We start from the raw sequence: 24,965 nt of genomic DNA on the forward strand, positions 1-24,965 counted from the left end.
GCTACTTCTCCTCCGCAGACGCATTTCCGGGCGGGGAGTAAAGCGCCGCGTCACTGCCGCTCGTCACCGGATCGTCAAGCAGCGGCTCTTCGGAAATCAACGGCGCTTCGGGCCGTTCGGGGAAATCCATCCCAAACTTGTCGTTCTGTTCGGCCACGCTTTCTCCGGTCGGCTCACCCCAAGTGACAGGATCGAGGATGACCGTCGGATTGTTTAGCGGCGGCAGATCGGGATTGCTCGGCCGCGGTGTTTCCGGCTCAGTTGGCGGTGGTGGCGGCAGCGGACATTCGCCGGTGTTGATGATGCAGTCGTTGAATGCGCTCAGTTCAAGATAGGCGGTGAGGCCTTGTCCGGTGCGATTGAAGTTCACTTCGCTGAAGAAGTCGTTGCCGGTCACGAAGCTGCCATCGTCGCGCTGGCGGCGACCATAGGCGAATACGTCGAGCGGCTCACCCTGACTGCTGCTGGCAGCAATCGACAGACCGCCGCCACCCACCAGGATTCCGCCCTGCCCGGTGGACCCGCCGGTGTTGCGGACGAGGAGGCTTTCACCCACGAAAATCGATACCTCGCCTGCGCGCAGATAGCCGAGTGGGTCATCGCTGCCCTCAACAGCAACCGCCAGCAATTCGTCGCGTCCGGCGAAGGCCCGGTCGGACTGCAACTGCGCGATAGTGTCGGCATCGGCGACCCAGAGATCGTCCGCACTGAGCGTCAGTATCCCGCCGGGCAAGCCATCGGTATCGGTGATCCGTATCCCTCCGGGCGTGACCACTTCGATCCGCTCGCCCGCGCCGATGACGAATTCGTCCTCGCTTGCCGCGTTGAGATAGGAAACCGTTCCCTCAACCCGGACGATGCCCGGGCCCTCGGCCACGGGGAAGATGCTGAAACGAGAAAACCCATCGTTGAGCGAACCGGAAATGGTGAAGTCACGAACGAGAACATCGGGCTGATTTGGATCTTCGGTGATGACCGACGAACCGACAAAAGCGAAATTATCGGCATTGATCCGTCCTATTTCGGCCGCGGTCAGCGTGAAGCCGATCTCATCGACATCGCCTCCGATGATCGCGGTGTGATTGAGATCCAGCGAATTGAACAATACGGAGCGTGCCCCGATCCTTGCGCCATCTTCGATGTCGATTTCGCGTGCGGTAAGGGTGATCTCGTCCCCGCCGAGGCCGATCGCCGCGTCGTCATCGCCAAGTATCGAGATCATGCCTCGGGCGAACAAATCGATAGTGGTGGTTGTGGCGCTGTCGGTGGCGCTGCCAATGATGTTGCCCTGAGCGGTGCGAACCTGAATATCGCCCAGCGCGAAAGCATCGAGGTTGCCGGTGACATTGATGTCCCCGCCTTCCGCGACCAACAGCGACGGCGGCGCACTGGAAGAAAGCGTGTCCCCGCGCGCCGAAGCGGACAGGTTGGCCGTGTTCAGGCTTCCCCCGCCGATTTCCACCACAAAGCGTCCGGCAGTGTTTGCTGCTTCCCCAGAGTTGCCGCCGAATGCATCGGCAGTCAGAATGATCTCGTCGGCGAAAACTTGCGCCGAGCTGCCGGCTGCAATGATTAGCGATGACGTGCCTGCTTGCGCAGTGCCGCCAGCCGATGTTTCGGCATCGCTGACCAGTTCGATCAGCCCGGCATTCAGAACGGCATCGCCCTGCAGTGTGATTGCGGCCAGACCGCCATTCCCGCCGCCACCTGATGGAGTGTCGCAAAAGGGATCGGAAATATTGCAGATCGGAGAGATCGCTGTCGCCAGACCTTGTGCTTCGACCCGAACCTCATCCGCAGTTAGCGTACCGCCTACAAGCTGCAACTCCGCCGTGCCACTAAGCCCCATGCCCAACTGGTCGCCTTGACCGCCGCTGGCCTGCGAACGCAGACGCAGGATACCCGGACCAGAATTTACCGCCACCACGGTAACCTGCGATGTGCTTAATGACACTCTAACCGTGCCGCTATCGGCATTGCCGCCCTGCCCGCCGCTCCCAGAGAGGGTATTATTGCCACCGACTGCAACGGCCGAGAACTCGTTGCTGCCCAGCAATTCGACCGTTGAATTCATAAAGTTGACCGAGACGGACGAAGCTTGGGCATTTCCGCCACGCCCACCTTGGCCGTCAGCCCCACCGCCAGCGGCCAGCGTGCTGACGAGGATATTGCCCCCACTGAGATCGCTGTTTGTGAGTGCGAAGCGGACAAAGCCACCGTTGACATCCCCTCCTTCGGTGATGCCCTCGCCGCCACGCAGATTGGCGCCCAAGATCAGGCCGCTTTCGCCCGCGCCATTGGCGCTGAAATCGATGGTCGCATCGGTGGCATCGAAAGCGGACTGCAAGCCTTCGCCGCCGAAAACATCGCCTCCGATGTTGCCGCTGCCGCCGGTCGAGCTATCGACCCACAGCAGATTGCCCACGATATTCATTGTGCCGCCGATCACTTCGATCTCGCTGCGCCCGGTCGTCGCAAAGCCGCCATTGCCGCTGCCCGATCCGTTGCCGCCAAAGCCACCCGCCTGCCCCTCGGCGATTTCGCCGGTCAATGACCCGCCGTCAAACACGCGGATCGTACGCGACCCGCCGAACCCTCCACCGCCGTCAATGTTGCGTGTGGTATCGAGGCTCGATCCGCCCTGCCCGTAGACCGAGAAATTGGTCCGGCCCATGATGATCGTGCCGCCTTCGATATCGATCTCACCGCTACCGGCCGAACCCTCGCCGCCCCGGCCGCCTTCGACATTCGATCCGCCGCCGATGCCGTAGGCTAGCAGACGGTTCGCGCCATTGCTGTTCGGATCGTTGACCGGGTCTTGCGGCAGGGTGATCGAACCGCCCAGCGCCGCGCGCAGCAGAATGGAACCGCCAACCCCTCTGCCGCCCTCGCCGCTGCCTCCGTTGGCATCCCCGCCGAGGCCGAGTGCGGCCACGATCCCGCCGCCATTGAGGCTGTCTTCGAAGTCATCGCCGAAATTGCGCTCGACGATGATCTGGCTGCCGGAACCGGAGCTTCGCAGTTCGGCCGTGCCGCCGATACCGTCGCGGCCCGCTTGCGGCGCCGGCTGTCCTTCACTTAAGCGCACTGCGCCGCTTGCCGTGACCTGCAAGGTGCCGAACCGGATCGTGCTGCCGGCCTGTGCCTCGACGAAGGCAAGCCCGCCTGTACCGGTTCCGCCGGCGGCTCCTGCACCGCCGTCTCCGCCAAAGCCGTTGGCAACTATCGAGGCATTGCCATCGAAGGTTCCGCTGCCGAGAGTGCCTTCGGTCACTCCGATATAGGCGGTGCCGCCGGTACCGTCGCCGCCATCGCCGCTTTGCGAGAATCCACCAAACCCATCGGCGTTGATGAACACGTCGTCGGTGAAAGTCGCAGTGATGCCGTCCAAGGCGATAAACGCCTCACCCCCACGGCCAATACCGCCCGGTCCGGATTCGGCGAAACCGCCAAAGCCCTGCGCACTGACATCGAGCGAGCCCAGCGCAAGGGCGCCGTTCAGTGCCCCTTGGATGCCGGCATTGCCGCCTTCTCCATCGGCACCGGCCTGCCCATTACCGCCAAATGCATTCGCCCCGATAAAGGCGAAGTCGGCAATGACCTCACCGGCGCTGACGGTCAGCACGGCATCGCCGCCGAAAGCGTCCCCGCCGAACCCGCGGGGATCGCCGGTCTGTCCGCCAAAACCGCCGCTGCCGCCAAATGCGTTCGCTTCGACGAACAGCGACCCGAAGCTGGCGACCCCGTTGCCGATCGCGCCGCTGCCGCCGAGCAGTGCCAGTCCGGCCTCTGCCCGGCCGCCGGTCCCGATACCGCCATTGCCGCCCCGACGGATGCTGAATTGGCTCGGCGCGCCATTGCCGCCCCGCCCGCCGGTGCCGCTTGCGTCCACGAAGGCATCGCCGGTGATGTTGAGAAAGCCGTTGTCGCCGCCAGCCAGCAGGAAAGCGCCGCCGTTGAACATCGGATCGGCCTGATTGGGGGTTGCGATACTTCCGCCGGTGCCATTGCCGCCGTCACCGGCCGGAAAATCGCTGCTGTCGCCGTCACCGCCGCGCCCGCCGGAACCGGTGGCAGAAATCAACGCCCCTGCGGCATTGATGGTACCCGGCGAATTCAGGCCGCCATCGGCCTGCAGATAGGCGTTGCCGCCGAATGCGTTGCCGCCATTCCCGCCAAATCCGTCATCGGCATCGCCGCCGATGGCATCGGCATTGGCGAAAACCGTCCCGCCGATGTCGATCAGGCCGGTCAGCACATTGGCGCCCGCAATCCCGCCGAACGCGTCACCGCCATCCGGACCGCCGCCGCCGACCGCGTTGGCGCTGGCGGAAAAATCGGAACCGATAATGAGGCTGCCGTCACCTGCAACGAACACGCGCGCCGTCCCGCCAAGGCCAGTTCCGCCTGTGCCCTGCCCCGACCCGTCACCGAAGTTGGTGCCGCCGAACCCTGATGCCCCGATTAGAACGCCGCCTTCGATCGTGATCGTTCCCGCGCCATCGATTTCGATCCCGGCATCGCCTGCGTCACCCAGCGATCCTTGCTCCGACTGGGCGGAATTGCCGCCGAAGGCATCTGCGAAGATGTCGACGCTTCCGTCGATACCGATCGTGCCTTCGCCGATGATGCTCATCCGCGCCGCGCCGCCGAAGGCATCGGAGCTTGTCAAAGCATCGCTGCCGAAGGCGCTGGCGAAAATGCCGACATTGCCGCCCAGCGTCACCGCGCCGCCTTGCGCTGCGAAAACCTCGGCAAGACCGCCAGTTACAGTCGCGCCATTGGTGAGCGAAGAGACCTGACCGGTCACCCTCGCATTCGCATTCACTTCGACATTGCCGAGGATCGACAGCGAGCCGCCGGTCGAACCGACCAGCGCCGTGCCGCCTGTCGCAGTACCGGCCGTATCGAAGTCGAGCGCCCCGCCGATCGCCTCGGCGGTGACCAGAGCATTGCCGCCGATGGTCATGGTCCCGCCGTCGGACACGTCGATGAGGGCGGTTCCTCCTTGCGCGTTGATCAGGGCGGGATCCTGCAAGCCCATGTCGACGACGCCGAAAGCGCGCGAGGACACCAGCACATCGCCCGTAATGTCGAAGGCTTGGCCATTTGCCGCTGTCAGTTCGGCGTTGCGGCGGCCGACGATCAGCAGGTTGCCATCGACCGAACTTGCCGAATTCACGGCAGTCGCGCCAACGGTATCGGTGCCGATAGCAAGGATACTGCTGGTGGACGCGAAATCCTGCATCAATATGTTGGCTTCGCCGCGTGGCGGGGCGAAAGGATCCGGGCCTTGCCCGAAGACGGCATTGATCCCGTTGCTGATCGTGTCGCCCTGAACATTGCGCCCGAACACATCGTAATTGGCCGAAAGGATGATCTCGCCATTGACGATCCCGGCATCCAGCGCTTCGTCGAAGCCGAGGTTGCCGCTGAAAAGCATGCTGATCGGATCATTCTGGGCGGCCGCCACGCCATAGATCATGTGATTATCGCCGGCCCCGCCGCTCGATTCCCCGCCGACAGTGCCGTTGATGTTCATCACCATGCCGGTGGCCGCCGTGCCGACCGGGATTTCGATATCGAACAATCCGTTGGAAACGCGCAGGTTCACCACTTCGCCCGCGACATAGGCATGGCTGCCGTTGACCAGCGCGGTCCCGGACATCGCCACGTCGGCAGCGACCACCGCGAAGAACGCGTTTTCAGGCGAGGCCGCAATCTGCGCGCCCGCGTCGATCTGGATACGCGCGGTCGATCCGGTCGCTCCGGCAAGCTGAAGGGTACCGTTGTTCTCGAAGAAATTCTGGAAACTGGCATCGGCGGTGTCCAGCGTCGTCAGCAGCAGACTGCCGACATCGAAGGTGGCATTGCTGCCGATCAGGATCCCGGTGGGCGAATAGAACGCGATGAACCCGCCCGGCACCGCATTGCCCGAAACATCGAAGATGCGCGAGAGGACTGTTCCGTCGATCACCACGATATTGCCGTTTGTCGAAGGCAGGATGCGGTTCAGCACAGCGAAGTTGAGCTGCCCTTCACCCGCCTCGAAAATCGCGGTCGTCCCGGTCGGCAGAAAATCGAGCGCATCCCCGTTAACTTCGTCCGGAGTCCAGTTAATCACTGCGGTCTCGCTGAACACACTGATCGTGGTCTGGCCGGGATCCAAGTCGTTGATGCTTGCGCTGCCTACGGTCACGTCGCCCGTCGCATTGATCGCTTGCGCTTCGGCACGCTGCGGCAGGCCAAGCGCCAGTGCCAGCGCGAGGGCCGAGCTGCCACAGCCGACAAGCAGGCGCGAACGGTTCCGGATCGGATCGGTCATATCAGTATCTCCACGGGAACAGGCGGGCACTCAAGGAAATCATGAAGCGCACATCGCCGCGCTCAGTCGCCAGATCGGGCCGTTTGAGCGGAACGGCGATCACCATGTCGCTGCGCAGCCCGCGGCCCCAGTTCAACCGCAACCCGCCACCGGCGGACCACAGGTGATCGGGGTTGGTCGGCCGGCGGCTTGGGTCCTCGTTCCAGACCCAGGCGACATCGGTGAACAGATAGGGCTGAAACGCCACGGCGTCCGCCCCGTTGGGCACAATTGAACCGTAGCGCATCTCGAAGGAACTCAGGATCCCGCTGTCGCCCAGCACCGAACCGGGATCATAGCCGCGCCCGATCGAGAAGCTGCCGGCGGCAAGTTCCTCGAAGGCGGGCAAGGCATCGCCCGACACCTGGCCGATGGTTTCCAGCGCGAAGGTCAGCAGCGGATCGGGGCGATATTCCACCCCTGCATTGATGCGCGCCAGCAGCGGGGTGGGATCGGCCTCGATCCGGCTCGGCGGGGCGGTGCCGCCGATCAGGCAGGCCAGCAGGTTGGGACGGCAATCGGGGCTGGCTGAAAACACGTCCAGTCCCCGGCGCGCCTCGATCCCGTATTGCACCCGCACTTTCGGTTCGAACGGGCTGTAGCCGCCGATGCGCCGGATCGAATCCCGATCCGTCCACGCCCCATCAAGCCGGGCGTAGACCATCCGCACCTTGTCCTCGGTCAGAGGGATGGTGTTGACCGTGACGTTCTGATCGACAATGTCGAAGCCGACATCGGCAAACAGGCTGTGCGCACGGCTGCGCACCAGCGGATAGCTGGCGAAGATGCTGGCGAATACGGTCTCGGATTCGACGTCGAAGCCGGCGATGCCCAGCGTTGGATCGGTGGTGCTCCAGGTGAATTGTCCGCCCAGCCGCAGGCCTTCGCTGCCGACCCGGAAATCATGGCCGATCTGGACCGTCTGCTGTTCGGCGAATTCGAGCGTTGAGAAGACCGAAACCGTGGTGCGATCCCCCATTCCGGTGAGATCGTAAAGCTCGCCGCGCAACACGCCGCCGAACCGCCCGATCGCATCGGATCCGAAGTTCTGGACGTTGAGATCGACCATGCCGCGCTGCCGCAACACGGCGATTTCGCCGACCAGATCGCCCGGCGCACCGTCCGCTGCAGGACGCAGCGACAGGCGCACGTCGAGCCCTGGAATATCGTCGGCAAGCAGCAGGTAGCGCTCTGCAGTGTTGGTGTTGAACACATCGGCGCGGGTCAGCTTTTCGAGGTAGGATGCCGCCAGTTCTTCCGATGGCCCGGCGTCGCCGCGCACCCGCACCGACACCAGCCGGCCGAACACCACATTGAAATCGGGAACCCCGTCGGCAAGGCTCTGCTCGGGGATCTCGACGGTTGCGAGATAGCCCTGGCGCCGCAGCATGGCATTGGCCTCGGCCCGGATGTCGCACAGCACCGAAACCGGCAGTTCGCGGCCCTCGTAAGCACGCCATGCACTATCGAGCGAGAGGCCCGGCACGCGGTCGAGACCATTGAACTGCGCACCTTGCACGGTGAAGCGGATGTCGGCGAGGTCCGGCCTGTCCAGTGCGCAGGGCGCACGTTCGAAATCGCCATCGACAGTGAGCGTGACGGACCGTTCGTCGCGCCGCAATTCGGGCGGAACCAGATCGCTGCGGGTGGGGGGCGCGACGCGTACCTGCTGGGCTGCCGCGGAATCGGCGGCCATCAGCCCTGCCAGCGCAAGACCGAGCGCGGGAACCACGCTCCAACCATGCCGGTGCTTCATCCGCAGCCTCAGCCGGGCGGCGTGAGCATCATCCAGCGGACGCCCGATGGCACGACAGTTGTTCTGAACGATGGACAATTTTCCCCCCGGACGCTTCGTCCCGCAGACGCGGCAATCCCCACGCTGGCTGCGGCAAAAATGCTCAACTTTTTCAGGATCGGTCGTATAGGGTCGTTTTGCCCCGTTTCCGCCCAAACCCCGTCACCCCCAAGCGACTGGCAAGACCCTACAGCGGCATTCGGCAAACACAAGCAATGCGAGCCCATTCTCCCGCGAGAAGGGCTACTTTGTCGCGTTTACACAAGTTGCACCGGAAAGTGGCCGCGGCGAGCGCGCCCTGACGCATCATCCGCCCGCGGCGAGCATCACCTTCGATGACGCCGCCGAAACCGCGCCGGGTTCCACTCTCAGCGTCTCTGGGCGGGTGACAGTGGGGTATGCCTGCTTCAGAACCGCCAGTGCATCGACGATGCCGTCATGGACAGCCGGGCTCTCGGCCTTGATCGCCGCGGCCGAGCGCGCGAAGGCGGAATCGGCGACCTTGTAGAAGCCGTAACCGTCCAGATAGGGCTCATAGGCATCGCCCCGGGCGCTGGTGCGATACATCGAGCTTGCCCGTTCGATCTGGTCCGCGATGATTCCTGCGGCGATGGCGGCATTGCTAGCGCCGCTATCGGGCGCCTTTTGCGCAGCCCCGCGCAAGGCGGAGATGATGGCGTCGTAACGCTGGTCGACTTCGGCCGCGCTCTTGCCGTCGAGCACCGCGACCGAGGCATCGGTCAGCAGCGGCTTGAAATCCTTGACGCCGAGCTTGGCGAATACCGGGTCCATTTCGACCAGCACCTCGGACGCGGGGTGCGCGAACATTTCCGCAGCGGCATCGGTCTTGCCCGCCGCATAGGCATCGCGCGCGGCCACAGCGTGGGCCTCGGTTACGGCCAGCGCGGTGCCGTAAACAATGGGGTCGCTATCCGCGCGGTTGACGGCAACGCCGCCTTCCCCCTCGCCGCCTGCGCCTTCGCCCCCACCGCCGCCCTCGCCTTCGCCGCCGCCTTCACCTTCACCCGCCGCAGCGCCGCTCTCACCGGGTGCGACCGCCTCGCTGGCCGCGCCCTCGCCCCCCGCTTCGCCGCCCGCCTCACCGCCGCAAGCGGTCAGCAAGCCCCCTGCCAATGCAGTGCCAAGGCCAAGTTGGGTCCAGAGTTTGATCTTGCTGTTCATGGCGCGCGGTCGATCCCGATGTGAAGCGTGTTGATTGGGAAGGCCTCCATGACGGAATTGATAATCACTCGCAAGAGACATTTTGAGCGCGGCGCGTAAGGCTTGCCACCCGCTGTCGCGCTCGCTATCGGTAACGTTACAACATTACACAAGGGCGCAGCCTGACGATGGCCACATTGCTTGATCCCGGATGCCGCTGCTCGCATGAGCCCCGCATCCTTCACGCGATCCGCGAAGAAGAATGCAACCTCGCCATCTGGCAACGGGCCGCGTTCGCCGATTTCGTCCCGATGCTGGAAGGCGCCCCGCGCGACCTGCGGTTCGAATGCACCCTTGCGGACCTTGTCGAGAATCTGCGCTCGGGATTGACGGAGAACGGCTTCGGCGGCGTGTCATTGCACACGGCGCTGATCGCCGACGCTGCCTTGCTCGCCGATCTGTTCTGTCAGGCGCTGGACCTCGCCCGGTTCGAACTGCGGCTCGAAGTGGTCCGCACCGATTCCTGCCGCAAGTTCCACGCCGACTACGTCCGCGCGCGGCTGATCACCACCTACGCGGGGGAAGGCACCCACTGGCTGGACGGCGACGACGCCGCACGCGTCGCTGCGGGCGAAGACCCGCTGAGGGTCAACCGGATGAACCCGTTCGATGTCGGATTGTTCAAGGGCAAGCTCGCGACTGACCGGCCGGCCATCCACCGTTCGCCGCCGCTTGCCGGAACCGGCGCGGCGCGGCTGCTGATGGTGCTCAACCCCGCAGCCAAGCAGTTCGTCGATAGCCCGCAATAGGCCATTTCCTGACGCCCGCTTGTGCTTTACAGGCGCTTGCCTGCCCATCATTGGGCGCAACTCAGCAGACTGCCGCACAAGCGCGCGCGGCGGGCCGCATTCACGAGGTGATGCTTTTTCATGAAGAAATTCCTGCTTGCCGGGGCCAGCGCCCTGATCGTTGCAATTCCGGGCGCGGCAATGGCCGACGAAGGCATGTGGCTGCCAAGCCAGACCGGCGCCATTGCAGACGAAATGAAGGCCGCCGGGCTCGAACTCGACGCCGCGACTTTGGGCGATCTCCAGCGCCCGCCGCTGACCGCCATCGCTTCGCTGGGCGGCTGTTCGGCAGCATTTCTTTCGCCGCAGGGTCTGGTCGCGACCAACCACCACTGCGTCGCCGGATCGCTGCAGTATAATTCCTCGCCCGAGGCGGACTACCTAACAGACGGCTTCCTAGCCGCGACGCTGGGGGATGAACTCCCCGCCGCGCCCGGCAGCCGGGTCTACGTGATCGAGGATCTGCGCAACGTCTCCGCCGCGATGCTCAAGGGCGCGGGCAACCTTGAGGGCCGCGCTCGCTACGACCGGCTGCAGGCCAACCGCACCGCGCTGATCGAAGCCTGCGAAAAGCAGGCCAACCGCCGCTGCGATGTGCGCCCCTATTTCGGCGGACAGCAATACTGGCTTCAGCAGCAGCTTGAAATCAAGGACGTCCGGCTCGTCTATGCGCCTGCCGCAGGTGTCGGCAATTTCGGCGGCGAGAAGGACAACTGGATGTGGCCGCGCCACACCGGCGATTTCGCGTTCTACCGCGCCTATGTCGCGCCGGACGGTTCGTCCGCCGCCTTCAGCAAGGACAACGTGCCGTTCAAGCCCAACGCCTGGCTCCCGATCGCCAAGAACGGCGTGAAGGAAGGCGATTTCATCATGGTTGCAGGCTTCCCCGGGACTACCGAGCGCCTGCGCACCGCCGAAGAAGCGCGCTTCTATTACGAGGAACTCTATCCGTATCAGCAAAACATGCTGGCCGAATACGGCGACCTGATCGATGCGCTGACCGCCGGCGATCAGGCCGCGACCATCGCTTACGCCGCGACGCTGCAAGGCGTCGAGAACTACGAGAAGAAGATCGCCGGTCAGCTTGCCGGGGCCGATGCCATCTCGCTGATCGAAAAAAAGGCGGCAGAGGAAGCCGGTTTTCGTAACTGGATCGCCGCCGATCCCACGCGTGCAGCGCAATACGGCCCGGCGCTGGCGGAACTCGACCGGCTGATCGCCGCCAACAACGCCGAGGCGCTGGCCGATGCCAAGCGCGGCATGCTCGGGCGCAGCCAGCTCTATGGTGCGGCACGCCAGCTTTATCGCTGGGCCATCGAACAGGCCAAGCCCGACCGGATGCGCGAACCCGGCTATCAGGAACGCGACCGCGCCTTCAGGGCGCAGGCGATGCAGCGGATCGAGCGGCGCTTCGTGCCCGAGATCGACAAGGCGCTGTGGGAAGACGGCATCGCCGAATATCGCACCCTGCCCGCCGACCAGCGCGACGCCAGCTTCGATGCCTTCATGGAAGGGCGCGATCTGGCGACCTTCTACGCCGAAACCGAGCTGGGAGACACCGCCAAGCGGATGGAGTGGATGAACAAATCGGTGGCCGACTTCAGGGCGTCGGACGATCCTTTCATCCAGCTTGCCGTTGCCACCCATGACGAGGCGATGGCCGGCGAGGCCGAAGAAAAGGCGCGTTCGGGCGACGTGCAGAAGGCCCGGTCCAAGGTCATGGAAGCCCGCCTCGCCTATGCCGCATCGCAGGGCAAGACGATGTATCCGGATGCCAACGGGTCGCTGCGCTTCACCTATGGCAAGGTGAAGGGCAAGGCAGTCGACGGGCAGATCTGGACGCCGTTCACCACCGCCGAAGGCATCCTCGCCAAGCACACCGGCCGCGGCGAATTCGATGCGCCCGACAAGATGATCGAACTCATCAAGGCACAGGAATACGGCGATTACGTCGCGCCGGAACTGGGCACCCTGCCGGTCGATTTCCTCTCCACCGTGGACATCACCAACGGCAATTCCGGCTCATCGACCCTGAATGCACGCGGCGAATTCGTCGGGCTGGCGTTCGACGGGACGATCGAAGGCGTGGTGTCGGACTGGATGTACAACCCCGCGATCAACCGCACGATCCATGTCGACAGCCGCTTCATGCTGTGGACGATGGACAAGGTTGACGAGGCCGACCGGCTGCTGAAGGAGATGGGCGTGACTCCCGAATAAGCTGGCCCGAATAAGCCAGCCTGATTTGAATAAGTATGCGGCGCGTGGGAATCCCGCGCGCCGCCTGCTAAGACCTTTTCCAGCATAGGCGGGAGAAGAAAATGCACGATCTGGTGGCGGTCGATATCGGCGGAACCCATGCCCGCTTCGCCCTCGCCAGCATCGGCGCAGGCGGCGCGATCAGCCTTGATGAACCCGAAACGCTGCACACCGCCGATCATGCCAGCTTCCAGACCGCGTGGGAGGCGTTCCGCAGCCGCAAGGGTGGCACCCTGCCCCCCGCCGTCAGCATGGCGATTGCCGGGCCGGTCGGCAGCCCCGGCAATCCCAACCCCGTGATCCGCTTCACCAACAACCCGTGGATCATCCGCCCCGCGCTGATCCATGAGAAGCTGGGGGTGGAGCGGTTCACTCTCGTCAATGATTTCGCGGCGGTGGCCCATGCGGTCGCGCGCGCCGACGACAGCCAGTTTCTCGATCTCGCCGGGCCGGACAAGCCGCTGGGCCGCGACGGCACGATCAGCGTGCTCGGCCCCGGCACCGGGCTGGGCGTCGCGCACCTGTGGCGTTCGGGCGGGCAGTACCGCGTGCAGGCGACCGAGGGCGGACATATCGATTTTGCCCCATTGGACACGATCGAGGACGCGATCCTTGCCCGATTGCGCCGCCGCCACAACCGCGTTTCGGTGGAGCGGGTGGTCGCCGGCCCCGGTATCGTCGATATCTATCAGGCGCTCGCCGCCTTGGAGCATCGCACCGTGGCCGAATGCGACGCGATCGACATCTGGAACCGCGGCACCAGCGGCGAGGACAGCCTTGCCGCCGCCGCGGTCGACCGGTTCTGCCTGTCACTCGGCTCGGTCGCGGGAGATATCGCGTTGGCGCAGGGCGGCTTTGCAGGCGTGGTGATCGCTGGCGGGCTTGGCTACCGCATCCGCGACACGCTGCTCGCCTCGGGCTTTGCCGAAAGGTTCAAGGCCAAGGGCCGGTTCGAAAGCCTGATGGCAGGCATTCCGGTCAAGCTGATCGTCCATCCCCAGCCCGGCCTGTTCGGCGCAGCCGCCGCCTTTGTGGCCGAGCACTCGCCGGTTCAGGGAGGTAACGTATGAAGACCGTCGCAGCGCTCGAAGCGCGGCTGGGCGAGTTGCACCAGCGCACCCGCGAAACGCCGCTGTTCAACCCGGTGTTCCAGCTTTCGCTCGATCTGTCTCGCGCATTGGAAGGCGGCGAAATCGACCTCGATGACATCGCCACGATGGTAGCCGAGCTTGAATGCGGCGGACTGATGGCGCGCGCGCACAAGCTGCGCACCCTGCTTACCCGCCCCGCAGAAAGCACGCCTGCGCTGGCAGGCGATGACGAAGATTTCGCCGCCTTCGCCGCCCGCTGGCAGCAACCGCAGCTCCACGCTGTGTTCACAGCGCATCCGACCTTCCTGCTTGCGCCCGAACAGGCGGCATCGGTGGCGGCAGCAGCTTCGGCACCGGCGGAGGACGGTGAAATCCAGTGCGCGGCTCCGCCACAGCGCCAGCCGGTCACGCTCCAGCACGAACACCGCGAAGCCGTGGCCGCGATGGGACGGGCGCAGGATGCCCGCGACGCGATTGTCGCGCGGCTACTGGAAGAAGCGCAGTCGCGCTGGCCCACCGAATGGCAGACCTTGCGTCCGCTGCCGTTCCGTTTCGCCAGCTGGGTTGGCTATGACATGGACGGGCGCACCGATATTTCGTGGCACACCTCGATCGCATTCCGATTGTCGGAAAAGGCCGAGCGGCTGGCGCGCTACACCGCCAGCCTCGCAGTGATCGACGCTGCCCATCCGCTGCTCGATACCCTGCGCCCAGCGACCGCCTTTGCCGAGGCGCGCGCGCAGGACTTCGCGCAGGACCTGTCCTCTGCCGAGGCTCTCGCCGCCGCCGCCAACCGGCTGACCTCGCACAGCGCCGACAACCTGCTCTCGCTCGCTCCGGTGATCGCCGCGCTGGAATCCGATGCGCAAGCCGCAGAACCGGCCCGCGCAGTGCGGCTGCTCACGCTCGCCGCGGCGATGCGCGCCGACGGGCTGGGGATGGGCTGGATCCACTTCCGGGTGAACGCCAAGCAACTCCACAATGCGATCCGCCGCCGCCTGCCGGAAGGCGAGGTGATCGACCTCGCCAGCCGGGGCGCGCTCGCCACCTTGCGGCGGATGGTGGACGATGCGCAGCCCCTGCGCACCAATTTTGCCGCGCTGGCAACCGAAAGCTCGACCGCGATTCGCCAGTTCATCGCCATGGCGCAGATCATCCGGCACATCGACGCCGACGCGCCGATCCGGATGCTGGTGGCCGAGTGCGAACAGCCTGCGACGGTGCTGGCCGCGCTCTATTTCGCCAAGCTGTTCGGTCTGGAGCACAAGGTCGATGTTTCCCCGCTGTTCGAGACCGAAGCGGCGCTGGAACATGGCGGGCGGTTCCTCGATGCGCTGCTGGCCGAACCTGCCTATCGCGAATACGCGCGCAAACGCGGCAGGGTCGCGATCCAGACCGGGTTTTCCGATGCCGGACGCTTCGTCGGGCAAATCCCCGCGAGCCTTGCCATTGAACGGCTGCAAGGGCGGCTGGCCGAAGCGATGGCCGCCAACGGCCTCACCGAAGTGGCCGCGCTGGTGTTCAACACCCACGGCGAAAGCATGGGGCGCGGCGCGCATCCGGCATCTTTCCGTGACCGGCTCGAATGGCCGCTGTCGCCGTGGGCGCGGCGTCGGTTTGCGCGGGCGGGCATCCGGCTGGAACCCGAGGTCAGCTTTCAGGGCGGCGACGGCTATCTGTTCTTCGCCACGCCCGAACTGGCGCTGGCCACCCTCACCCGCATCGCCGAAGCGCGCCCGGCTGAAACCGATCTCACCGCGCCCGCCGATCCGTTCTACAACCGCACCGACATCAGCCTCGATTTCTATCGCGCGATCAAGGACCATCAGGGCGAACATCTGGCCAGCCGCACCTATGCCCGTGCGGTGACGGCGTTCGGGCTAGGCCTGCTCAACCCCACCGGCAGCCGCGTTGCGCGCCGCCAGAGCGACATCAATGCCGACCGCGAGATGAGCCTGCGCCAGATCCGCGCGATCCCGCACAACGCGATCCTCCAGCAATTGGGCTATCCGGTGAACGTCATTGCCGGGATCGGCAGCGCCGCGGATGCCAATCGCGAGGAAATCGCCGCACTATTGACCGATTCGGCACGCGGGCGGCAGATCCTGCGCTTGCTGAAGTCGGCCAACGCGCTGGCCAGCATCAAGACGGTGGCGGCGTTCGGGGAACTGTTCAATTCGGCCTATTGGGCCAGCCGCACCTATCGCGGGACGGAAGATCATCTGGCGGGGGCCTGCGCGGCGCTGGCCGAATATCTGGTCGGCGATGACCGGACAGGCGTGTTCCGTCGCCTCGCCTCGCGCCTCAGGATCGATGCGCTGAAGCTGCACCGGCTGACCGATCTGATCCCCGACGACGCGCCCGATCCGGCACGCGAACACGTGCGCCGCCGGATCGGCGTGCTGCAGGCGTTGCGGCTGGCGCTGCTGCAGCACATGTTCCTGAAAGTGGTCGCCGCCCCGGCGTTCAGCCGCGCCAATGATATCAGCCGGGGCGACGTGATCGAGATGGTGCTGACCTTGCGCGTGGACGAGGCGCTTGCGCAATTGCGGCGGGCCTTTCCGGTGCGGGTGCCGGGCCCACGCGACTTCCCGCTCGACGAACCCAGCGACTATCCCGACGGCGGCGAGGAAGGGTATGGCGCGATCGAGCGTGACTTCATGACGCCAATCGCCCGCGCGCACGAACTGGGGCTGCGGATATCGACGGCCATCGCCAACGAATTCGGCGCGCATGGGTGATTGACGAGGTCCCTGACGGGGCCTGCACTCAAGCCCGCAACGTGCTGCCCCGCCGGATCAGCGCCACCGGCACCCGGCGGCGTAACTTGCCGCCGGCATCGTCCAGCACCGCGCCGACCAGCGCCACCCCAGCCTCGGCCGGATCGGGGGCAATGGTGGTGAGCGGCGGGCGGCTGAACCGGCCCGCCACCAGATCATCGAACCCCATCACGCCCACCTGTTGCGGCACTGCCAGATCGGCGCCGGCGAAGGCCTCGATCGCGCCCAGTGCCATTGCATCGCAGGCGGCGAACACCGCGTCAAAATCCTCAGCCCGTTCGATCAGGCGGAGCGCGGCGCGGCGCCCTTCCTCCTCGCGGGTGGCGGCGTTGACGGTGGGGGCAAGGCACGGCTCCATCCCGGCAGCGCGCATCGCCTCGGCATAGCCTTCATACCGTTCGGTGAACTGCACCTGCGGGGTGTTCAGCGCGCCGAGGAAACACGGGCGGCGGTATCCGGCGGCGAGCAGATGTTCGACCGCCAGTTTTCCCGCTGCGCGGTTATCCGACCGCACCCATTCCAGTTCTTCGTATGGTGAACCCCAATAAGCTACCTTGCGGCTTTCGCTTTCCAGACTGCGGAAATATTCCCACGCGGGGGTGTTGGTGGTGGTGCCGATCACCACCAGCCCATCGGCGCGGCCCTGTTCCTGATAGTGGCCGAAGAAATCAGCCTCGCGCGCCTGAAACGATACCAGCGTTTCGAACCCGCGTTCCGACGCCGCGACGCAGACAGAGCCGAGCAGGGCGTAGGCGAAGGGATTGATGCTGGCCGCGCTGTCGCCTTCGCGGCAGATCACCACCACGGCGAGCGTCCCGGTCGATCCGCGCCGCAACCGCGCCGCGCGTTCATCGACGAAATATCCCAGCGCCTCGGCGGCCTCCACTACCTTGCGCCGCGTTGCCTCGGCAATGGCGGGCGATCCCGACAGCGCACGGCTGACGGTCGGCTGGCTTACGCCGGCCCGCTCCGCCACATCGAAGGATGTCGGCCGTCTGGGTGATCCCCCGCTCATGGGTATTCATCTACGTCCTGTTGATATCTCCGCGCAAGCGCGCCCGTGCATCAGGCGTGCAATCAATGTGCATTCCTATTCGCTCTGGCCTATTCGGACTAAAATCTTGCAAAACAATCGCGCATTGCTGCACAAGCGGCGTCTTGAGAACGTTCGCAATGGGGAGAGAGAGCATGGCATTGGCACCCGGTCTGGCGACCAGCACGGATCCTTTGCCGATTGAGGAGGACGGCCCGCAGGTCGATGCGCCGGGACTGAATTATTTCGTCTTCGCGCTGTTCTTCATCTTCGGCGGGATCACCAGCCTGAACGATGTCATCATCCCCAAGCTCAAGGAACTGTTCACGCTCAGCTTTTTCGAAGCGAGCCTGGTGCAGTTCTGGTTCTTCATCGCCTATGCCGTGGTCGGCGTTCCGGGCGCGCGGCTGGTCAAGAAGCTGGGATATATGCGCGGCGCGGTGGCGGGGCTGCTGGCGATGATGACGGGGTGCCTGTTGTTCATCCCGGCGAGCCAGACGGCGCTGTTCCCGATGTTCCTGTTTGCCTATTTTATCCTCGCAACCGGTGTGGTGCTGGTGCAGATCGTCGCCAATCCGCTGATCAGCGTCCTTGGACCGGTGCGCACGACGCATAGCCGCCTGACCTTCGCGCAGGCGTTCAACTCGCTCGGCACGACGATCTTTCCCTATTTCGGCGCTATCCTGATCCTCGGCAGCATCGCCGGGGTGACCGCCGCCGAATTGTCGGGCGCACAACTCGCTGCCTATCGCACCGCTGAAAGTCAGGCGATCATGAACGGCTATCTCGGCCTCGCCGCCGCGCTGGCTGTCGTCGCGGGCGTGGTCTGGCTGTTCCGCACCCGGCTGAAGGGCGAAAAGCATGAACACACCAGCTTGGCCGAAGGGCTTGCGCTGTTGAAGCGCCCGCGCTTCGGGTACGGGGCTGCGTGCATTTTCCTGTATGTCGGGGCCGAAGTCGCCATCGGAAGTTTCATCGTCAATTACCTGATGCAGGCCGAGGTGCTCAACCTGCCCGAACAAAGCGCGGGCAAGCTCATCTCGCTCTACTGGGGCGGCGCACTGGTGGGCCGCTTCATCGGCTCCGCCGTGCTGCGCATGGTCAGCCCCGGCCTGCTGCTCGCCACCGTGGCGGCGGGCGCGATCACGCTGATTGCGATCTCGGCCAATTCCACCGGCACCATCGCAGGCTATTCGCTGCTTGCGGTCGGCCTGATGAACGCGATCATGTTCCCGACGATCTTCAGTCTCGCCTGCGAAAAGCTCGGGCCGCGTGCGGCAGACGGATCGGGGATCATCAATGTCGCGATCTGCGGCGGGGCGGTGGTGCCGGTGCTGTATGGCGCATTGGCCGATGCCACCAGCCTCGCCTTCGCGTTGGTGCTGCCGGCCGCCTGCTATGCCATTATCGCCGGGTTCGGGATCTTCGCCAGAAGGCCTGCGTAACGCCAGAAGCGCTTGAATAAGTATGCGCCGGGGTGGCAGGCTTGCGCGTGCGCGACTAGGTAGAGCGCACGCCAAGAAGGGGCCCCCTTGCATGAGCTTCACCGCTGACCGCCTGCTGCTGTTCGGAGCCACCGGCGATCTTGCGCAGCGGATGCTGCTGCCCAGCCTGTTCGCGCTCGACGCCGACGGGCTGCTCGCGCCCGATCTCAAGATCATCGGCACCGCCCGCAGCGAGATGACCGACAGCGAATACCGCAACTTCGCACGCGCGGCGCTGGAGAAGTTTCTCCCCGCTGACCGGCGCGGGCGGATGGCGGAGTTCATGAACCGCCTCAGCTACCAGTCGCTCGATGCGACCACATTGGAAGGCTATGATGCGCTGGCCGAAAAGGTCGGGGAGCCTGAACGCGGTCTCGCAATCTTCCTCTCGACCGCGCCCAGCCTGTTCGGCCCGACGATCAAGGGGCTGCAATCGGCGGGGCTGACAGGCGAGACCGTGCGGATGTGCCTCGAAAAACCGCTCGGCACCGATCTCGCCTCCAGCTGCGAGATCAACGACGCGGTGGCGGGCGCCTTTCCCGAACACCGGATTTTCCGGATCGACCACTATCTCGGCAAGGAGACGGTGCAGAACCTGCTGGCGCTGCGGTTCGCCAACATCATGTTCGAACCGCTGTGGAACGCGGCGCATATCGATCACGTGCAGATCACCGTGGCCGAGACCGTGGGGCTTGAGGGCCGCGTTGCCTTCTACGACGATGCGGGCGCGATCCGCGACATGGTGCAGAACCACATGCTGCAACTGCTGGCGCTGGTGGCGATGGAGCCGCCTGCGCATTTCGATGCGACCGCCGTGCGCGACGAAAAGGTCAAGGTGCTGCGCGCGCTGCGTCCCGTCGTCGCGGGCGAAACCGTCACCGGGCAGTACCGTGCAGGCGCAATCGCCGGACAGGCCGTGCCGGGCTACGACGACGAATTGGGCAAGGACAGCGACACCGAAACCTTCGTCGCGATCAAGGCCCACGTCGATAACTGGCGCTGGAAAGGCGTGCCGTTCTATTTGCGCACCGGCAAGCGCCTGCCCAAGCGCGTGACCGAGATCATCATCCAGTTCCGCTGCGTGCCGCACTCGATCTTCGCCGGAAAAGGCGCGACGATGCAGCCCAACCGGCTCGTAATCGGCATCCAGCCCGAAGAGAACATCACGCTGTCGCTGATGGCCAAGGTGCCGGGTCTCGACCGCGAAGGCATCCGCCTGCGCTCCGTACCGCTCAACATCGCCATGCCCGACGTGTTCAGCGGCGCAGTGCGGCGGATCGCCTACGAACGCCTGCTGCTTGATCTGGTTGAGGGCGACCAGACCCTGTTCGTGCGACGCGACGAGGTCGAAGCGCAATGGGAATGGGTCGATGCGATCCGCGCGCTGTGGAGCGCCGAAAGCCTGACACCCAGAACCTACACCGCCGGCAGCTGGGGGCCGAGCGCGGCCATCGCGCTCGCTGAAAGGGACGGAGTAACGTGGCATGAGTAGCCTGAACGACACCCTCCACAAGGTCACCCAGCGGGTGATCGCCAATTCGCGCAGCAGCCGCGCCGCCTATCTCGACCTGATCGCCCGCGAAGGCGACAACATGGGCGATCGCAGTGCGGTTTCCTGTTCCAACCTCGCGCACGCCTATGCCGGGATGGAGGAGGACAAGCCCGCGATGGTGGCCGCGCGCGGGCCGAATATCGGCGTCGTCACCGCCTATAACGACATGCTGTCGGCCCATGCGCCCTATTACCGCTATCCCGAACGGCTGAAGATCTTCGCGCGCGAGATCGGCGCCACCGTGCAGGTCGCGGGCGGCACGCCTGCCATGTGCGACGGGGTGACGCAGGGCGAGGTCGGCATGGAACTGTCGCTGTTCAGCCGCGACGTGATCGCGCTGTCGACCGCCGTCGCATTGAGCCATGCGATGTTCGACGGCGCACTGATGCTCGGCATCTGCGACAAGATCGTGCCCGGCCTGCTGATGGGGAGCCTGCGGTTCGGGCACCTGCCGACGATCTTCGTCCCCGGTGGCCCGATGCCCACCGGCATTCCCAACAAGGAAAAACAGCGCGTCCGGCAGCTTTACGCCGAAGGCAAGGCCGACCGCGCCGAATTGCTGGCGAGCGAGATGGCCAGCTACCATTCGCCCGGCACCTGCACCTTCTTCGGCACCGCCAACTCCAACCAGATGATGATGGAGATGATGGGGCTGCACATCCCCGGCAGCGCCTTCATCCAGCCGGGCACGAAGCTGCGGCAGGCGCTCGACCGCGAAGCGGTGCACCGAGTCGCCGCCATCGGGCGCAAGGGCAACGAATACCGTCCGCTGGGCCATTGCGTCGACGAAAAGGCTATCGTCAACGCAGCGGTCGGCCTGCTGGCGACGGGCGGATCGACCAACCATGCGATCCACCTGCCCGCGATGGCGCGCGCGGCCGGGGTGATCTTTGACTGGGACGACCTTTCCGAATTGTCTGGCGCCGTCCCCCTGATCGCGCAGATCTATCCCAACGGATCGGGTGATGTGAACCAGTTCCACGCCGCGGGCGGCATGGGCTATGTCATTGGCGAGTTGCTGGAAGCAGGACTGGCGCACCGCGATATCCTTACTGTCGGGCGCGGCGATCTGTCGGATTACGCGCGCGAGCCGGGACTGGATGACGATACGCTGGTGTGGCGCGATGTCGGCGCGGCGGGCGACGACACGATGCTGCGCCCGGTCAGCGATCCGTTCCGCGCCGACGGCGGGATGCGGCTGCTCACCGGCAATATCGGGCGGGCGTGCTTCAAGACCTCGGCGGTCGATCCCGAACGCTGGACGGTCGAAGCCCCGGCCCGCGTGTTCGAGGATCAGCCATCAGTCGCCGCAGCCTTCAAGGCGGGTGAGCTGGACCGCGATGTGGTGGTGGTCGTGCGCTTCCAAGGCCCGCGCGCCAACGGCATGCCCGAACTGCACAAGCTGACTCCCGTGCTCGGCGTGCTGCAGGATCGCGGCCACCGTGTTGCGCTGGTCACCGATGGCCGGATGTCGGGCGCGAGCGGCAAGGTTCCGGCTGCTATCCACTGCACGCCCGAAGCCTTTGCTAGCGCAGGCGGTGACGGCGGCCCCTTGGCCCGATTGCGCGATGGCGATGTGGTGAAGGTGTGCGCAGTGACCGGTACGCTTTCGACCACCGCGGATCTGGCCGCGCGCGATGCTGCGCCCAATCCGCACGAGCAGCTGGGAACGGGGCGCGAATTGTTCGGGATGTTCCGCCAGTTCGCCGACGGAGCCGAAGCAGGCGCCACCGCAATGCTTGCCACCGGAGGAATGTGACGAATGAGCGCGATTGATGAACTGATGCGCACAGCCCCGGTGATCCCGGTGATCGTGATCGACGATGTCGCCCACGCCGTCCCGCTGGCAGAGGCGCTGGTGGCGGGCGGATTGCGGGTGCTCGAAGTCACGCTGCGCACCACGGCGGCGCTGGAAGCGATCACCGCGATGAAGCAGGTTCCCGGCGCGATTGTCGGCGCGGGCACTGTCACCAACCCGCGCGAACTCGACGCGGCGCTGGCGGCGGGGAGCGAATTCATCGTCTCCCCCGGCCTCACCGAACCGCTCGGCAAGGCGGCGATTGCGGCGGGCGTGCCATTCCTGCCCGGGATCGCCAATGCGGGCGACATCATGCGCGGGATGGATCTGGGGCTCGACCGGTTCAAGTTCTTTCCGGCGATGGCTTCGGGCGGATTGCCCGCGCTAAAGGCATTGGCTGCGCCGTTCGGAAATGTCCGGTTCTGCCCCACCGGCGGGATCGGGCCGGACAACGCCGCAGAATGGCTCGCCTTCGACCGGGTGCTGTGCGTCGGCGGCAGCTGGGTCGTCCCCAAGGGCGCACCGGACAAGGCCAAAGTCGAGGCTTTGGCGCACGAGGCGGCGGCGCTGCGCTAGCGCACTTTCCTACTGTCCGGGCGGCTGACAAGGTCGCCGGAATGACCTGCCGCGCCCACCTCCACCATGGCTTGGAAACGACCCGTGGGGCGGCAGGTTTTCAGTCCTTGGACAGTGTCTCATGTGTCTCCTACACGCCGGGCGATGCGTCGGCGTTAACGAGCCACGTTGCGGTCTTTTGCCAGCAGCCAGCCGAAAATTTCGGGCAGACGCGCCGCCCAGGCGTTCTCCTCGTGCTCGGCGCCTTCGTAGACGCGGCTCTCCCAATCGCGCCCGCGCTGCCAGCCTGCCGCAGCGAAGCGCGCGTCGACCACCTGCTGATAGGGCGCGTAATAGGCATCGAGCGTGGCGGTGCCGTGATCCATCCACACGCGCCGCCCATCGGGCTGGCCCAACCTTGCGGCGAACCAGCCGTCCCACAGCGCCTTGACGCGCTCGCTCTCGCCTTCGACCACCCGCGGATCGACCGCGGGCCAATGCGAACTGACACATCCCGCACGCCCGAACACCTCGGGCCTTTCAAGGAAGGCATAGCAGCTCATCAACCCGCCCATGCTCGACCCGACGATGGCGGTGTCGTCGCGCCCCGGCCGGGTGCGGAACGCCGCGTCGACCCAGGTCTTGAGCGGCCCGGCGATCCAATCGAGATAGCGATCAGACACGACCGTACCGTTGGCGGCGGCGTCCATCTGGGTCCGCAGGCTGCCCGCAGCCGCATCATAGGCGCTGCGGGGGAGATACTGGCGATACCGGTTCTGCCCCGGCGCCCAGATGCCGATGATGATATGCGGCTCGACCTCGCCGCTCGCCGCCGCCGCCAGCATCGCTGTGTCGGCGGCCCAGATCTTGTTGAAGTTCGATTTGGCAACGTCGAACAGATTGTGCCCGTCATGCATGTACAGCACCGGATAGCGCCCCGAAACCGCATCATAGCCCAGCGGCAACCAGATGGTGAGCCGCTGATCGGGCAGGCCCGCAGCAGGCACGCGCTCATATTCGATCAGCCGTCCGGCATCCTCGGCGGCGAGCGGCGCGGCGGTGAATGCCAGCAGGGCGACCACAATTGCGAGCAACCGCATCCTTCGCTCTCCTCCCACCGCGACGTTCCACTTCGGATTAGCAGCCTTGCGTCATTTTGCCACTGTCCAACGCGATTGCACGGACCATGGCGGGCGCTTAGACAACTGCTTCCTCCCACTCAGACAGGCCGCGCATGACAACTTGGCGACTGACCGCCCCAATCGACGATATCCGGGAGCCGCTGGCGCGCGTTCTGGACGGCGGGGAGCGCTTTGCCATCGCCACGCTGGTCGCGGTCGAAGGCTCGGCTCCGCGCGATCCGGGCGCGCAGATGCTGGTGACAGCCAGCGAATATTGGGGCTTCCTGTCGGGCGGCTGCATCGAGGCCGATGTCGCTCGTCACGCCCGCGAAGCAATGGCGGCAGGTGCAGCCCGGGCGCTGCGTTACGGCGAGGGCAGTCCGTGGATCGACATCAAACTCGCCTGCGGGAGCGGGATCACCGTTCTGGTGGAGCCGGTTGCGAAAGAGGATCCGGCGCTAGCTCTGCTGATGGAAAGCCATGCCGCCCGGCAACCAGCGCTGTGGATGAGCGATGGCAACACGCGCCGCGCGCACCCGGCAGAAAGCACGCCCGCCTTCGGATGGGACGGCGCAGGTTATGCCAAGCTGTTCGAGCCGACGCCGCGTCTCGTGCTGATCGGCGATGATGCCGCCGCGCTGGCGGCTGCCGCGATTGCCGTGCAGGCGGGGATGGAGGTGGTGCTGGTCGCGCCTGGTGGTCCCGACCAACCGCCCTATCCCGGCCTGCCCTATGACCGCACCGCCCCGACAGAGGCGCTGGCGACCATCGGAATCGACCGCTGGACGGCGGTGGCAGTGCTCTCGCACGACCGCGAGGATGACGAGCGCGGGCTGGCGGCGGCGCTGACAAGTGACGCGTTCTATGTCGGCGCGATTGGAGCGCGGGCGCGGCTCAATGCGCGGATTGCTAAGCTGCGCGGGCACGGGGTGGGTGAGGCGGATATCGTGCGGCTGCACGCACCCATAGGGCTTCAGGGCTTTGGCAAGGCTCCGCGTGACATCGCATTGTCGCTGGTGGCCGAGGTGGCGCAAGCGTTCCACGCTCGCTCAGCTGCGGCGAGGTCTGCCGGGGCATCGATATCGAGCACCGCGCCCACTGCATCAGTATCGCAATAGGCCACG

14 protein-coding genes are annotated in these 24,965 nt (G+C 65.4%); 9 read left to right on the forward strand and 5 right to left on the reverse strand.

Annotated features, from left to right (window positions below; translation table 11 throughout):
* Nucleotide 1: 1 nt before the first annotated feature.
* From J3454_RS05720 to J3454_RS05730, 3 genes are all read right to left on the reverse strand, one after another.
* Nucleotides 2-6,325: a beta strand repeat-containing protein gene (locus J3454_RS05720; protein WP_349512779.1), complete on the reverse strand. Its 6,324-nt coding sequence runs from the start codon at nt 6,323-6,325 to the stop codon at nt 2-4.
* A gap of 1 nt (nt 6,326) precedes the next feature.
* Complete coding sequence (locus J3454_RS05725; RefSeq protein ID WP_349512780.1) at nt 6,327-8,120, reverse strand: ShlB/FhaC/HecB family hemolysin secretion/activation protein; 1,794 nt, start codon at nt 8,118-8,120, stop codon at nt 6,327-6,329.
* Between the two features lie 345 nt (nt 8,121-8,465).
* A complete protein-coding gene (locus J3454_RS05730; protein WP_349512781.1) occupies nt 8,466-9,341 on the reverse strand; it encodes a 4-helix bundle domain-containing protein in 876 nt (291 codons plus the stop codon).
* Nucleotides 9,342-9,508: 167 nt separating this feature from the next.
* On the opposite strand from J3454_RS05730, the gene J3454_RS05735 reads away from it, so the two are divergent.
* The 4 genes from J3454_RS05735 (at nt 9,509) to J3454_RS05750 (ending at nt 16,259) form a co-directional block, all read left to right on the forward strand.
* A complete protein-coding gene (locus tag J3454_RS05735) occupies nt 9,509-10,129 on the forward strand; it encodes a DUF1826 domain-containing protein (RefSeq protein ID WP_349512782.1) in 621 nt (206 codons plus the stop codon).
* Nucleotides 10,130-10,249: 120 nt separating this feature from the next.
* Complete coding sequence (locus J3454_RS05740) at nt 10,250-12,388, forward strand: S46 family peptidase (protein ID WP_349512783.1); 2,139 nt, start codon at nt 10,250-10,252, stop codon at nt 12,386-12,388.
* A 101-nt stretch (nt 12,389-12,489) separates the two neighbouring features.
* A complete protein-coding gene (glk, locus tag J3454_RS05745) occupies nt 12,490-13,497 on the forward strand; it encodes a glucokinase (RefSeq protein ID WP_349512784.1) in 1,008 nt (335 codons plus the stop codon).
* Nucleotides 13,494-16,259 carry a phosphoenolpyruvate carboxylase gene (locus tag J3454_RS05750; protein WP_349512785.1) on the forward strand — a complete coding sequence of 922 codons (2,766 nt, stop codon included), beginning with the start codon at nt 13,494-13,496 and terminating at the stop codon, nt 16,257-16,259. The genes glk and J3454_RS05750 overlap by 4 nt, the downstream gene beginning before the upstream one ends.
* Nucleotides 16,260-16,287: 28 nt before the next feature.
* Here the strand turns inward: J3454_RS05750 and J3454_RS05755 are convergent, their stop codons facing one another.
* Complete coding sequence (locus tag J3454_RS05755) at nt 16,288-17,313, reverse strand: LacI family DNA-binding transcriptional regulator (protein ID WP_349512786.1); 1,026 nt, start codon at nt 17,311-17,313, stop codon at nt 16,288-16,290.
* Between the two features lie 173 nt (nt 17,314-17,486).
* Between J3454_RS05755 and J3454_RS05760 the strand changes: the two genes are divergently transcribed.
* The 4 genes from J3454_RS05760 (at nt 17,487) to eda (ending at nt 22,741) form a co-directional block, all read left to right on the forward strand.
* On the forward strand, nt 17,487-18,776 hold the full coding sequence (locus J3454_RS05760; protein ID WP_349512787.1) for a sugar MFS transporter: 1,290 nt from the start codon (nt 17,487-17,489) through the stop codon (nt 18,774-18,776).
* A gap of 91 nt (nt 18,777-18,867) precedes the next feature.
* Complete coding sequence (zwf, locus tag J3454_RS05765; RefSeq protein WP_349512788.1) at nt 18,868-20,307, forward strand: glucose-6-phosphate dehydrogenase; 1,440 nt, start codon at nt 18,868-18,870, stop codon at nt 20,305-20,307.
* A complete protein-coding gene (edd, locus tag J3454_RS05770; protein WP_349512789.1) occupies nt 20,300-22,126 on the forward strand; it encodes a phosphogluconate dehydratase in 1,827 nt (608 codons plus the stop codon). Before zwf ends, edd begins: the two co-directional genes overlap by 8 nt.
* A 3-nt stretch (nt 22,127-22,129) precedes the next feature.
* Complete coding sequence (gene eda, locus J3454_RS05775; RefSeq protein WP_349512790.1) at nt 22,130-22,741, forward strand: bifunctional 4-hydroxy-2-oxoglutarate aldolase/2-dehydro-3-deoxy-phosphogluconate aldolase; 612 nt, start codon at nt 22,130-22,132, stop codon at nt 22,739-22,741.
* Between the two features lie 155 nt (nt 22,742-22,896).
* Here the strand turns inward: eda and J3454_RS05780 are convergent, their stop codons facing one another.
* Nucleotides 22,897-23,820: an alpha/beta hydrolase gene (locus J3454_RS05780; RefSeq protein WP_349512791.1), complete on the reverse strand. Its 924-nt coding sequence runs from the start codon at nt 23,818-23,820 to the stop codon at nt 22,897-22,899.
* A 134-nt stretch (nt 23,821-23,954) separates the two neighbouring features.
* Here J3454_RS05780 and J3454_RS05785 point away from each other — a divergent pair, with 134 nt between their 5' ends.
* Nucleotides 23,955-24,959, forward strand: coding sequence for an XdhC family protein (locus tag J3454_RS05785; protein ID WP_349512792.1), 1,005 nt, complete (start codon nt 23,955-23,957; stop codon nt 24,957-24,959).
* Nucleotides 24,960-24,965 lie beyond the last annotated feature (6 nt).

It is taken from the genome of Erythrobacter sp. NFXS35, assembly GCF_040148725.1.
Taxonomy (GTDB): Bacteria; Pseudomonadota; Alphaproteobacteria; order Sphingomonadales; family Sphingomonadaceae; genus Erythrobacter.